The 12,710-nt window shown below is 67.4% G+C and carries 14 protein-coding genes; 7 read left to right on the top strand and 7 right to left on the bottom strand.

Annotation, left to right across the window (positions count from 1 at the left end; translation table 11 throughout):
- Positions 1–38: 38 nt before the first annotated feature.
- Positions 39–1,352, bottom strand: coding sequence for an ABC transporter substrate-binding protein (locus ACXZ1E_RS06470; RefSeq protein ID WP_458042565.1), 1,314 nt, complete (start codon positions 1,350–1,352; stop codon positions 39–41).
- A 122-nt stretch (positions 1,353–1,474) separates the two neighbouring features.
- Positions 1,475–2,503: a LacI family DNA-binding transcriptional regulator gene (locus ACXZ1E_RS06475; RefSeq protein WP_458042566.1), complete on the bottom strand. Its 1,029-nt coding sequence runs from the start codon at positions 2,501–2,503 to the stop codon at positions 1,475–1,477.
- A gap of 203 nt (positions 2,504–2,706) precedes the next feature.
- On the opposite strand from ACXZ1E_RS06475, the gene ACXZ1E_RS06480 reads away from it, so the two are divergent.
- From ACXZ1E_RS06480 to ACXZ1E_RS06495, 4 genes are all read left to right on the top strand, one after another.
- The gene (locus ACXZ1E_RS06480) at positions 2,707–3,687 is read left to right on the top strand and encodes an acetylxylan esterase (protein WP_458042567.1); all 981 of its coding nucleotides are present in this window, start codon (positions 2,707–2,709) and stop codon (positions 3,685–3,687) included.
- Between the two features lie 355 nt (positions 3,688–4,042).
- A complete protein-coding gene (locus tag ACXZ1E_RS06485; RefSeq protein ID WP_458042568.1) occupies positions 4,043–4,759 on the top strand; it encodes a winged helix-turn-helix domain-containing protein in 717 nt (238 codons plus the stop codon).
- Between the two features lie 49 nt (positions 4,760–4,808).
- On the top strand, positions 4,809–5,813 hold the full coding sequence (locus ACXZ1E_RS06490; RefSeq protein WP_458352076.1) for a DNA-3-methyladenine glycosylase family protein: 1,005 nt from the start codon (positions 4,809–4,811) through the stop codon (positions 5,811–5,813).
- 26 nt (positions 5,814–5,839) lie between these two features.
- On the top strand, positions 5,840–6,058 hold the full coding sequence (locus tag ACXZ1E_RS06495) for a hypothetical protein (protein WP_458042569.1): 219 nt from the start codon (positions 5,840–5,842) through the stop codon (positions 6,056–6,058).
- A 25-nt stretch (positions 6,059–6,083) separates the two neighbouring features.
- On the opposite strand, the gene ACXZ1E_RS06500 is transcribed toward ACXZ1E_RS06495, so the two are convergent.
- Genes ACXZ1E_RS06500 through ACXZ1E_RS06510 form a run of 3 tightly spaced genes read right to left on the bottom strand, consistent with a single transcriptional unit; the run spans position 6,084 to position 8,439 of the window.
- A complete protein-coding gene (locus ACXZ1E_RS06500) occupies positions 6,084–7,343 on the bottom strand; it encodes an FAD-binding protein (RefSeq protein ID WP_458042570.1) in 1,260 nt (419 codons plus the stop codon).
- 11 nt (positions 7,344–7,354) lie between these two features.
- Entirely contained in the window at positions 7,355–8,188 is an 834-nt protein-coding gene (locus tag ACXZ1E_RS06505) for an aldo/keto reductase (protein ID WP_458042571.1), read from the bottom strand.
- 47 nt (positions 8,189–8,235) lie between these two features.
- On the bottom strand, positions 8,236–8,439 hold the full coding sequence (locus ACXZ1E_RS06510) for a hypothetical protein (protein ID WP_458042572.1): 204 nt from the start codon (positions 8,437–8,439) through the stop codon (positions 8,236–8,238).
- Positions 8,440–8,589: 150 nt separating this feature from the next.
- Between ACXZ1E_RS06510 and ACXZ1E_RS06515 the strand changes: the two genes are divergently transcribed.
- Both ACXZ1E_RS06515 and ACXZ1E_RS06520 read left to right on the top strand, forming a co-directional pair.
- Positions 8,590–9,813 (top strand): integrase catalytic domain-containing protein, encoded by a 1,224-nt coding sequence (locus ACXZ1E_RS06515; RefSeq protein ID WP_458040749.1) that lies wholly within the window; start codon positions 8,590–8,592, stop codon positions 9,811–9,813.
- Between the two features lie 148 nt (positions 9,814–9,961).
- Positions 9,962–10,597 (top strand): NADPH-dependent F420 reductase, encoded by a 636-nt coding sequence (locus ACXZ1E_RS06520; RefSeq protein WP_458042573.1) that lies wholly within the window; start codon positions 9,962–9,964, stop codon positions 10,595–10,597.
- 4 nt (positions 10,598–10,601) lie between these two features.
- Here the strand turns inward: ACXZ1E_RS06520 and ACXZ1E_RS06525 are convergent, their stop codons facing one another.
- A complete protein-coding gene (locus tag ACXZ1E_RS06525; protein WP_458042574.1) occupies positions 10,602–11,219 on the bottom strand; it encodes a cyclodeaminase/cyclohydrolase family protein in 618 nt (205 codons plus the stop codon).
- Positions 11,220–11,325: 106 nt separating this feature from the next.
- Here ACXZ1E_RS06525 and ACXZ1E_RS06530 point away from each other — a divergent pair, with 106 nt between their 5' ends.
- Complete coding sequence (locus ACXZ1E_RS06530; RefSeq protein ID WP_458042575.1) at positions 11,326–11,877, top strand: pyridoxamine 5'-phosphate oxidase family protein; 552 nt, start codon at positions 11,326–11,328, stop codon at positions 11,875–11,877.
- Positions 11,878–11,881: 4 nt separating this feature from the next.
- Here ACXZ1E_RS06530 and ACXZ1E_RS06535 read toward each other — a convergent pair whose 3' ends face one another.
- A complete protein-coding gene (locus ACXZ1E_RS06535) occupies positions 11,882–12,703 on the bottom strand; it encodes a hypothetical protein (RefSeq protein ID WP_458042576.1) in 822 nt (273 codons plus the stop codon).
- Positions 12,704–12,710: the final 7 nt, after the last annotated feature.

Genomic DNA, 12,710 nt, shown 5'->3' on the forward strand with positions numbered 1-12,710 from the left:
GGTGGTGGCTCGCACGTGGGCGAGCCACCACCGGTGCATCAACGGAAGTCGTCGACGTACGAGTCGTACTCGGCGCCGAGGGCCTCCTGGACTTCGGCCGCCGTCTTCGTGCCGTTGACGAGCTCCTGCAGTTCGGCGACGAGCGTGTCGTAGAACGTCGGGGTGGGCCAGTCCGGGTAGAACGACAGACCGTCCTTCTCGTTCACGGCGTTGAAGGCTTCGATCAGTTCGAGGCTCTTCTCGTCGGTGATGTCGGCCACATCGGCGGCGACGGGAAGCCCGCCGTTGTTACCGATGAGCGCCTGGATTTCGGGACGCATGGTGATGTCGATGAACTCGTACGCGAGTTCCTTGTTCGCCGCGCGCTCGGGCACGACCCACAGGTTGCCCGACGAGCCGAGGCTCAGTTGGCTGTCGGGGAAGGGGAACACGCCGAAGTCGAAGGTCGAGATCTCATCGACGAAGCGGCCATACCACCAGCTGCCGGAGACGAAGATGGGCGCCGTGCCGTTGATGAAAGACACACCCGCATCTTCGGCCTTGATTCCCGTGACGTCGGGCGAGAAGTATCCCTTGTCGGCGTACTCCTTGACAGTCTCGGTGGCGTACGTGATCTCGTCGCCGGTCCAGTCGACGGGGTTCTCGTACAGCTGGTAGTCGTTGACCCACTGGCGGTCGGCCTGGCTCAGCGCGAGCTGGTACCACAGCTGACCCAGGGGGTACTCGAGGCCCGCCTCGGCGAGCGGCGTGATGCCCTGCGCCTGGAACGCGTCGAGCACCTCGATGAACTCGTCGTACGTGGTCGGCACCGAAAGTCCCGCGGCGGCGAAGGCGTCCTTGTTGTAGTACACGGTGACGAACTCGCCGTAGTTCGGGATGCCGTACCAGTCGCCGGAACCCATGACGCCGTCTTCGGTATAGCGCGCCGTGGTCTGGAGGGAGGGAGCGAGCATGTCGTCCCAGCCGTACTCCTCGACGGCCTCGCTGATGTCGCTGATGAGACCCTGACTGGCGAGGAAACCGGCCGTGGCGTTGCCCTTGTTGAACTCCATGAGATCAGGGGCTTCGTCGGAGTTGAGCACCTGGCTCGCGGTCGAGCGGATCTGCTCGAAGCTGCGCTCCTCGAACTCGACCGTCGCGCCGGTCTCCTCTTCGAAGACCTTGATCGCCTCGTCCCACGCGATGCCCATCGCGCTGTTGGCGCCCTCGTAGTGCCAGAGGGTCAGGGTGTTGTCGTCCTCGCCTCCGCCCGATCCGCCGGAGCAGGAGCTGAGGGCGAGAGCGCCGACGGCGATCGCGCCGACGGCGGCGACGAGCCGCGTGTTCTTCTTCCTGGTGTGGTGCTGTGCCATCGTCGGCACTCCTTTCTTGGTGACCCGCATTGGTCGGGATCGGTGGGCCGCGCCCGGGTGGGCCACGGAGAATCGTCGAAGCGCTTCGATTGAGGTCATGGTCGCCCGCTGTCGCCTTCGCATTACGCCGGCTCGGCGATCGGGGCGGGCGCCGTGACGGTACCGGCGGAGATGTAGATCGGATCGATGAGATGGACCGCCGGTGGCAGACGCTCCTGGCCGAGGGCCTGCACGGCCAGTTCGACGGCACGTTCGCAGGACGCCTGCGGTACGAGCGGGATCGTGTCGAGCGGCGTCGGCAGCAGGGCCATGTCGAATGATGCGGCGACGGAGAGAAGGGAGATGTCGCGCCCCACGTCGATTCCGCGTGCCGCGAGCTCGGTCAGGACGACGACGTGCATGTCGTCCGCACCGTGCAGCAAGAGCGCGGTCGCCCCCGCGTCGAGGGCTGCCGCAAGCTCGGCCCGGACGGCACCGGCCTCCATCTGGGTTTCGCCGCTCACACCGAAGGAGTGCGCCAAGCCCCGCGCGAGCGCGTGCTCTTCGTACGCGGCGCGAACGCGAGGAGGGAAGTTGGAGCGCCGGTACGCGACCGCCGGCTGGCCGATCATCGCCACGCGCCGGTGACCGGCATCGGCCAGGCGGTCCACGGCCATCCGTGCCGCGGCCTCGAAGTCCAGGTCGACGCACACCAGGCCCTCATGGTCGTTCGGAATGCCGATGAAGATCGTGGGGATCGCAATCGAGCGCGCTATCGAGACTCGCTCATCATCGGGAGCAACATCGAGCACCAACACGGCGTCCGCCAGGTCGCTTGCGGCGACCCTTCGCATGCCGGCGGAGGCCTGCTCGTCGGTCAGGAGCAGGATGTCGTAGCCCTGTCGGCGCGCCGCGACGGCGGTCGCGAGCACGAACGCCATGTGGGTCGGCGCGTGTGTGTCGACGCGCAGCGGCTCGGTGAGGGCGAAGATGTGTGTGCGGCTGCCAGCGAGCATCCGAGCACCCGCGTTCGGTTCGTAGCCGAGTTCACGTGCCACGTCCTCGATGCGTCGACGCGTTTCGGGTGAAACGGGCCGCTTGCCGCTCAGCGCGTACGACACGGTGCTGATCGAGACGCCGGCAGCCTTCGCCACCTCGTTGATCTTCGCCATGCGGACTCCATTGTCAAAGCTGAGGGATTGTCGAGCGGGGTGCGATGTCGAAGCGCTTCGCGGAAGCGCTTCGACAGGCACTCTATGCCGCACCCTCGAACAAAAGCAAGACCTTTTGGCGTTTGGCACAACTTATCGGGCGGTGTTCGCGCCGACGCCCCTTAAGGTTGGGGACACATCTGCCTGCACCGAACGAGGAATCGATGGCGCTCACGTTCACCGACCTACCCCTGAACGAGCTACGGACCTACAGCCCGGAACTCGCCGTGCCCGAAGGCCTCGATGCCTTCTGGACCGAGACGCTCGATCACGCGCGGGCCGCGGCATCCGCTCCCGTCATCACACCGGCGCACACCCCCATCTCCGAGATCGTGATCGAGGACATGGAGTTCTCTGGTTTCGCCGGCGACCCCATCCGCGCGTGGATCTCGCGCCCGCGATCGAACGAGCCCCGTCCGGCGGTCATCGAGTACCTCGGCTACGGCGGCGGGCGGGGGCTGCCGGGCGAGCATCTGAAGTGGGCAGCCTGTGGTTATATCCACGTTCTGATGGACACCCGCGGCCAGGGCGGCAACTGGGGCTCGGGCGGCGACACCCCCGACCCGCACGGATCCGGGCCTGCGGCCCAGGGAGTGATGACCCGAGGCATCCACGACCCATCGCAGTACTACTACCGACGCATGTTCACCGACGCGGTGCGTCTCGTCGAGACGGTCGCGGAGTTCGACGGCGTCGACCGCGACCGCATCGCCGTGACCGGAGGTAGCCAGGGCGGGGGCACCGCTATCGCGGCCGCAGCGCTCTCTCCTCTGGTGGCCGCGGCCATGCCCGACGTGCCGTTTCTCTGCGACTTTCCCCGCTCGATCACCCGCACACCCAGCGCCCCCTTCACCGAGATCACCAGGTACCTCTCTGTGAACCGTGACGCGGCTGCGGCGGCCCTGCACACGCTCTCCCACTTCGACGGCGCGATCCTCGCGCGGCGGATCACCGCGCCGGCACTGTTCTCGGTGGCGCTCATGGACGAGATCGTCCTCCCGGCGAGCGTCTTCGCCGCCTACAACGCCCTGTCGTCCACCGACAAGAGCATTGAGGTGTACGAGTACAACGGCCACGAAGGCGGTGGCCACCACCAGTGGCTGCGGCAGGTCGCCTGGCTCGCCGAGCGCTTCGGTGCCGACTGAGCAGAATGAGAAGGTGAGCACCGGTAAACCTGCGATGTGCGCGCAGTTTGACACATCCCCAGGATCTCGGAGATAATCGGCGGCATGAGTGACAACGCACGCCCTGTGTCCGCCTGGGAGGCGAACCGGAGTGCCGGCATGATGAGCGCCGGTCGCGTTGCCCTGTGTTGTCGAATGTGTCGCTGATCTCGTGACCCAGCCGGGCCATCACGTCGCCGCCGATGCGGCCGCGTCGGCCCCGGGTGCCGCCCCCGCAGAAGTCGGGACTTTCGGACACCCCTCACCCGGCCACCGGCCGACACACCGCCGTACCTCGGAGAACCCGCAGGGTTCCCTCCCGGAAGAAGACCTCATCATGTCGAACACCGCCCTTCTCGAAGCTCCGCTTTCCCGACCCGCCCACCTGCGGCCAGTCGAATCCCTTCCGACGCCGAGCACCCCCGCCGCGCCGCCGGCCCGCGCCGCCGCTCCGCGAAGCGCACCGCGCGGCTTCGCCCTGTACGTCGGTCTCGATGAGCAGAAGGCCGCCGCGGCGGGCGTGAGCCTCGGAACCCTCGTCGAAGCCCTCCGCCGCACCCTCGCCGATCTGGCCCCCGACGCCGAGACCTACGCAACCGTCGCGCTCGCGCCCACCGACGCGGGGGGACGTGATGTCGATCTGGTGCGCCTGGCCCTGCACGAGCCGTCCGCGGTCGCACGCAGCCGACGCGACTCGGACGAAACCGAGGCGGCATCCGTCGGCGTCGTCGTCGACATCTCGCGCAAGAAGGTACTGCTCGACGGCGAGTCCGCGGCGTTCACCTACAAGGAGTTCGAACTGCTGCAGTATCTCGTGCTCCGCGAGGGGCGCACGATCGAGCGCACCGAGCTGGTGTCGTCGCTGTGGTCAGCCACCGATGACGACTCCCCCGGCGAGCGCACCATCGACGTGCACGTGCGGCGACTGCGCGCCAAGCTCGGGCGCTACGAAGACATCGTGCGCACGGTGCGCGGCGTCGGCTACCGGTTCGACCGGCACGCGGATGTCTCGATCCGCTACGGCCACGGCACGCCCTCGCCCGACCGCTTCTGATTCGATCCACCCTGGCGCCGGTGTCGGACGGGCGCCGTATGGTGGGGCGATGACAACGGCGGCCACGACAACGGGGGCCAGGACGACGGTGGCCACGACGATGGGCACGTCGGTGAGCGCACCGGGACGCGTCTTCGATCGACCGATCGAGACCGTCTATCGCCCTTCGCACCCGCTCAACCTGACCCAGGTCGTCATGTTCCAGCGGCGCGGTAGCGGCGATCCCACGATTCTGCAAGACGGTCCGGTGATCTGGCGTGCGAGCCGCACCCCCGAGGGCACCGCGACGGTAGCGCTGCGACAGGATGCCTCGGGTGCTGTTCGCGCCGCCGCGTGGGGGGCCGGAGCGGGCTGGGCGCTCGCGCAGGTTCCCGACCTGTGCGGCGCTTCCGACGATCCGGACGCCTTCGACCCCCGCGGACATTCTCTGCTCCGCGATATCCATCGCCGCAGCGTCGGGCTCCGACTCGGGCGCACGGATCTCGTCTTCGATGCGCTCGCGGGCGCGATCATCGAGCAGAAGGTGACCGGGATGCAGGCGTTCGCCGCGTGGCGTCGCCTCGTGCGTTGGCACGGCGAGCTTGCACCGGGACCCACGCCGGTGCCCCTGCATGCCCCGCCGACGATCGAAGGATGGCGGAGCATCCCCTCGTGGTCGTGGCATCGAGCGGGTCTCGAGCCGCCGCAGGCGCGCACGATCGTCGGCGCGGCTCGTGTCGGCCGCTCGCTCGTGGCGGCGGCGGAGCGCGCCAGCGACGGCCCTGATCGCGACCGTGTGCTCACGAACATGCGCGGCGTGGGCCTGTGGACGGCGGCCGAGACACGCATCCGGGCGTTCGGGGATCCCGATGCCGTGAGCGTCGGCGACTATCACTTGGCCCACGAGGTCGGTTACGCGCTCACGGGGCACCGCGTGGACGATGACGGAATGCTCGAACTGCTCGAGCCGTGGGCCGGGCAGCGCCAGCGGGCCATCCGACTCATCCGCATGAGCGGGGCGCGGGAAGAGCGCCGAGGTCCACGCTTGCACCCCGAAGACCACCGGGCGCGCTGAGGAGCGCCTCCCCCTAGGCTGGGGGCATGTCAGGACAGAAGCGTTGGCCGCGCGGCCGGGTGCAGTGGCTGCTCGGAACCATCGGTCTGCTCATCGCGGGAGCTCTCGTGGGATTCGGCCTCTCGAACGTCTGGCTGGGGCTCATCATCGGCGTCGCCGTGTCTCTCGGCTGGCTCATCGCGTACGAGTCGTGGCGCGGGCGGAACGCCGGCGTGAACGACGAAAACCACGGCATCCAGCTCTGACGCGAGTCTCCGAACGCGGCCCCGCTCAGGAATCGAGCGCGCGCTGCAGGTACTCGTTCGAGAACCGACCCTCGGGGTCTTCTGCTGCGACGAGCGCACGGAAGTCCCCACCGCGCGGATAGCGATCGACGGATGCGCCGCCGCCCGTGGCCGAGAGCTTTCCCCAGTGCGGGCGCGCGTCGAAGGGGGCGAGCGCGGTCTCGATGGTCGGCAGCAGCGCCGCGACGCCATCCGGATCGTTCCGCCAGGTGAAGTGCAACGCGATCGTGTCGCGACCGTAGGCTCCGCTCAACCACAGATCGTCCGCGGCGATGCTCCGAACCTCGGAGACGAGCAGCACCGGCGAGATGCTCGCTGCCAGCGTTCGCAGCACCGAGAGCGCCGCTGGGGCATCCTCTCGCGCCACGAAGAACTCGGATTGCAGCTCGTCGCCCGCGTTGCTCGGCGGGGCGTCGCGGCGAAAATGCGGTAGGCGGTCGAGCCAGCGCCCGGGTTCACCCAGCTGAGGTGTCACGGAGTCGGTGGGACCAGATGCGATGGGGCCGATCTGTCGGGTCGCCCGCTCGGCGGTGACCCCGGCGGGAAGCGCCGGCTCGGCGCTTGTCGCATCGACCGCCGACTTGATCCAGACCTGATCGACGACGTCGGTCCCCCAGTCCGCGACGAAGAGGCTCACGCTGTATCCGGACGCCATCAGGGCGTCGAACCCGGCGAGCGCCTCGTCCCACGGCGCGTTCAGGAAGATGTCCTGCCGCACGTCGAAGGAGGGCACGAGCTCCAGGCGCACGCGCGTGGTGATGCCGAGCGCACCCAGACCCACGACCGATCCGGCGAAGCGCGGATCCTCGCGCTCGAGGACGTCGAAGCGCCCGTCTGCGCGAACGATCTCCAAACCGGTGACGGATGCGCCGAGGATCCGGTTGCCATCGCCCGATCCGTGCGTCCCGGTCGCGATCGCCCCGCCGATCGAGATGTGCGGCAGCGATCCCATGTTGCGCAGCGCCAACCCCTGATCCTCGACCGCCGAGGCGATCTCGGCATAGCGGGCCGCGGCGGGCACCCACGCGGAGCGGGAGTCCACGTCGATCTCGAACGGCGCTTCCAGGCGGGTCAGATCGATGAGAACCCCCTCGGTGTCGGCGATGTCGTTGAAGGAGTGCCGGGAGCCGAGAGCTCGCACGCGGGCGTTGCCCGTCACGATCCGCCGGAGCTGCTCGAGATCCGTCGGCGACTCGATGGCACGCGCGCGAAAGCGGATGTTTCCCGACCAGTTCTGCTGAGACATCCCGAGCCTCCCTAGAACTCCTCGTGCATCTCGGGGTCTCCACCCCAGAGCCGACCTCGCTCGAGAGCCGAGATCGCGGCGACGTCCTCGGCGTCAAGCGAGAAGCCGAACACGTCGGCATTCTCACGCTGACGGTCGGGGTCCGCCGACTTCGGGATCGGGGTGCTCGCGAGCTCGACGTGCCAACGCAACACGATCTGCGACGGCGTGACGCGGTGCACCTCCGCGAGTTCCTGCACGATCGACTCGTTCAGCAGTTCGCTGCGCTTGGCGAGCGGGCTCCAGCTCTCGGTGCGGATGCCGTGGGCGGCGTGATAGGCGCGCAACTCCGCCTGCGGGAAGTACGGATGCAGCTCGACCTGGTTGACCGCCGGCACGACACCCGTCTCGTCGGCGAGACGATCAAGCATCCCGATCGTGAAATTCGAGACGCCGATCGAGCGCAGCACACCCTCGTCGCGGAGGTGGATCATGGCCTTCCACGTATCGACATACTTATTGACGCGCGGGTTGGGCCAGTGGATCAGATACACGTCGATGCGGTCGAGTCCCAGGGCCGCCAGCGAGGCCTGGGCGCTCGCGATCGTCTCGTGGTAGCCGTGGTCGCGCCCGGGAAGCTTGGTCGTCACAATCAGCTCATCGCGGTCGACTCCGCTGCGGCGGATCCCCTCGCCGACCTCGGACTCGTTTTCGTAATTGAGGGCGGTGTCGAGCAACCGGTACCCGGAATCGATCGCCGCGGCGACGGACTGGATGCCTTCTTCGGCACGCAGCCCGTATGTGCCGAGGCCGAGCTCGGCGAAGCGGTGACCGTCGTTGAGGGTTACTTCGGGAATGGAGAGCATGCTGACATCCTGGCCCACAAGAGTGCCCTGCCGGTGACTCTTGACAGTCAGAGTCCGCCGCTGATGCGCGTCCAGGCGGCCTCGCCTTCGGCGCGACGTGACGCTTCTGCGGGTGTCACGTCTGGCTCATCGCCAACCCGCAGCAGGTCGTCGTGGCCAGTTCGCCTCGTGCGATACCAATGCGCCGCCGCCCACACGGCGAATGCCGCAAGGACCAGGAGGGTGACCGCCAGAATGATGACGTAATCCATGCGCCCAGGCTAGGCGCCTGGTGCATCGAGCGCCAGATGTCGACGTGCCTCAGTTTCTTTGAGCGCGTGGGGTGTGTTGGTGCCTCACATACTTTGAGCGCGAAGCTTGCCTGTGTGGAAGGCAAGATTGAGATGGCCGCGAGGCGACAGGTGACGAACAAACTCCGTGACGCGTACCGGAAAGCATCGAAGCACGACAAGGCCCGGATCCTTGACGAGGTGATGAGCACGACGGGGATGGGCCGATCAACGGCGCGGCGGATGCTGACGGGGCCGGTGCTGCCGGATCCGGCGAAGCAGGTCGATAGACGCCAGTTGCGGGCCAAGACGTATAGCGATGATTCGAGGCGGCTGCTGGAGCATGTGTGGGCGCTGATGGGCATGCCGTGCGGGAAGTACCTCGTGGTGATGCTGGAGCTGTGGATGCCGCTGCTGCACGCTGCCGGCGACCTCGACAAGCCATTCGTGACACCGCAGACGATCGTCGAGCTTCAGACAATGAGTCCGGCAACGATCGACCGGTATCTGAGCCCGGCACGTCGGGCGATGCAGTTGCGGGGGATCTCTACGACGATCCCGTCACCGCTGCTGCGCAACTCGATCGGGTTGTCGAAGGTCGGGGATGCCCCGGTCACGGCACCCGGGGTGATCGAGGCGGACACCGTCGCGCATTGCGGACCCACGTTCGTCGGCGAGTTCGCACGCACGTTGACGATGACCGACATCGCCACCGGGTGGACCGAGAACGCCTCGATCCGCAACAACGCGGCCAAGTGGATCGTCGGCGCTGTCGGCGATCTGCAGAACATGTTCCCATTCGAGCTGCGCGTGTTCGACTCGGACAACGGATCGGAGTTCATCAACCATGATGTCGCGGACTGGCTCCAAGCCCGTGACATCGCCCAGACCCGGTCCCGCCCTTACAAGAAAAACGACCAAGCGACCGTCGAGTCGAAGAACAACCACGTCGTCCGCAAACACGCGTTCCATTGGCGCTACGACACCCCGGACGAGCTCGCGCTGCTGAACGAGCTCTGGCGGCTCGTCTCACTACGGTTGAATTTCTTCACCCCGACGAAGAAGCCCACCGCATACGCCACCGCGGCCAGCGGGCGCCGCACACGCCTCTACGACGCACCGAAGACACCCTGGCAGCGAGTGCGCGATTCTGGGGTCCTCACCGCCGAGCAAGCCGACGTCGTTCAGGCCCGGATCACCGGGATCAACCCCGCCGATCTGACCCGCCGGATCAACCAGATCCAGCTCCAACTCATCGAGCTATCACAAGCCAAAACCGAAGCCATGACCACCAGCCGACACCTCGACATGACATCCTTAGAAACGTCGATCCGTCGACTCCAAACAACCAAATGAACCGCAAGCCTCGCGCTCACCATACGTGAGGCACCGCATCACCCTTCGCGCTCACTTCTAGATGAGGCACCTCGGATGTGGCGGCCATCTGTAATTCCGAGAGTCGCGCCGGGGAATGCGCGAGAGGTCCGCGAGCGTTCTGACCAACATGACACGCGTAGGAATCATCGGAGCAGGAAACATCGGATCGGCACTCGCACAGGGTCTGGTCGATCGCGGCTACGAGGTCGTGATCAGCAACTCTCGCGGGCCCGAGACCCTCACCGATCTCGTCGCCACGCTCGGCTCCGGCGCGAGCGCCGGAACGCCGGAGCAGGCCGCAGAGGCCGGCGAGTGGATCATCGTGACCGTGCCGCTGAAGGCGCTCGAAACCATTCCGGTAGCGCCGCTCGCGGGCAAGATCGTGCTCGACACGAACAACTACTACTGGGAGCGGGACGGCCACATCGCCGAGCTCGACGAGAAGCAGATCACGACATCGCAGATGCTGCAGCGGCATCTGCCGGAATCGAAGGTCGTCAAGGCGTTCAACCACATCGGGGCGGCGGAGATCCTCACCGCCGGCACACCGAGTGGCACGCCCAATCGTCGTGCTCTCGCCACGTCGAGCGACTCGACCGAGGCGGCGCAGTTCGTGACCGACCTCTATGACGCTTTCGGATACGACACGGTCAACATCGGCCCCCTCGCCGACAGCTGGCGTGTCGAGCGAGACACCCCGGCTTACGGCGTGCGCCAGGACGCGGACGAACTTCGGGTCAACTTGGCAGCCGCGGAGCGCTGAGCGGCTAGCGCTCCTCGACCGCGCGGGCGAGAAGCGCGACGTCGGCGCGGGCGGCGGCACCGTCTGCCACGATCCTGTCGAAGTCGCCCGGCACCTCGGCCTGCCCCTCGGGCAAATGCCGCCTCGCCAACGTGAGACACGCGTGCAGGTTCGTCAGCGCACCACCGAGGCCCGCGCCGATCGCCTCCGCCGCGACCGCGACATCCGCGATCAGGTGCGAGTTGCCGCGGTCGGCGAGCACGCGCAGTTCGGCGACGAGCGCGGCACCGATCCCGACCAGAGTCGCGGATGACTCGGCACCGGCCGTGCCCGTCGCCACGATCCGCTCGTCCCGCTCTGGGGAAGACTCGGCCGCGAGCGCCGCGCCCAGGGCGGCCGAGCGCACCCCGTCATCCTCCGCCGTCTGAAGTGCTTGCACGCGCAGTTCGATCGAGCGCTGGCCGCTCTGCTGCGCGCGTTCGTCGTCGGGGGTGTATGCCGCGACCATGTGCAGCAGCGCGGCTCCGATCGCCATCATCACGCCCGAGGCCGCCCCACCGCCCGGCTCGCCGCCACGCTGCGAGAGGCGATCCAACCAGGCATCGAGTGAGAGAGACACGGGCACTCGCGATTCGTCCGTCATGGGCCATGACCCTAGCCGCGCTCGACTTCTTCATTCGGGGGGTTGACCCCTAGCGGTGCGCGGGTCAACGGAGTTGAATCGAAGTGATCGAACGGAGGCGCGTGCGATGACTCGATCGAATGGTGGACCCGGGGCGTCGGGAGCACACGCCTTCCAACGACTGAGCCCGGCGGAATGCTGGCGTCTGCTCGCCGATCCCGCTATCGGGCGTCTCGCCGTCACGGGCGCGGACGGGATGCCGGATGTCTTTCCCCTCAATGTCCTCGCGCACGACGGCGCGCTGTACGCCCGCTCGGCCGAGGGATCGAAGCTCAGCGTCATCGCCGAGCACCCCGAGGCCGCGATCGAGGTCGACGGTGAGGACGACGAATACCGCTGGAGTGTTGTCGCTCGTGGTAGCGCTGCGCGCTTGGAAACGGACGTGGATGCGGCAACGGATGCCGAGATCGAGGCATCCGGTGTCCTGCGGCTCGCGTCGGTGAACTCGGGCGGCAAACCTTACGTGATTCGTCTACGTCCGGTCACAATCAGTGGCCGCCGGATCGCGATTCGCGGCGGGGCTTCGCCGGATAGGTCGCCCCGAACGGGGCCCATCATCAACTCCGAGCGTGCGCGACCGCCACGGCCGATTCCGCACCACCCGCCACCGAAGGCCTAGGTACTCAGTCCTCGTCGCTCAGGACGACGACCTCGTCGCCCTCGAGCACAAACTGAAGGGCCGTTCCTTCTGGGAAGGCCTCGAGTAGTTCGTCGGGGAGGCTCTGTCCGGAAGCGATAACGATCTCGGCCGTTGCGGCAAATGCGCCTGCGGCGCATCCACCGAAGTACGCCCCGCTGAAGGAGCTGGAATCGTTGTCGACCGCGGCCAGATCGACGACCGCCAGACAGGTCTGATCTCTTCCATCGGCGAACCCCCCGTTGGGCATACGGAAGGGGGCCAGGCCGTGGAAGCTCTGGAACGCCATCGCACCCTCAGGCAGGCCTGGCTCGCGCTCGCCGTCCTCCGTGAAGTTCCCGAAGAATTCCGGCCACTCGGCGAAGGCGTCGACACCCAGCACGGCGATCTCGCGCGGGTCAGCCTGGATGCGCCGCGAAACGAAGCCCGTGACGGTGGCAGTGACGAGGATCGCCGCCGCCAGCGACGCGAGCCAGGTGATCGCGATGCGCTTCTTCGACCACTTCCCGACTCGCCCGGCCAGCGGCTCTGACGCAGCCGAGTCATCCGCAACCGAGTCCGCAACCAAGTCATCCGCGACCTCGTCAGAGGACGGCTCCGCCGAGATGAGCGGCTCGACATCGACAACAGGCTCGGTAGGCACGGGCAGCGGAGGCTTCGGCGGCAGCTGCTCAATCTCGGGTCCGCGAGCGAGACGTTCGAGGTCCTGCAAACGGGCCAGGGCCGACGGGTCGTGGTGGATGTCGGGATCCGGGCCGTACGCCCGGGCCCGCAGCATCCGGAGCTCGTCGATCGGCTGGTCGTCCATCCTGACC

Source organism: Pacificispira sp. HM-600, assembly GCF_977993705.1.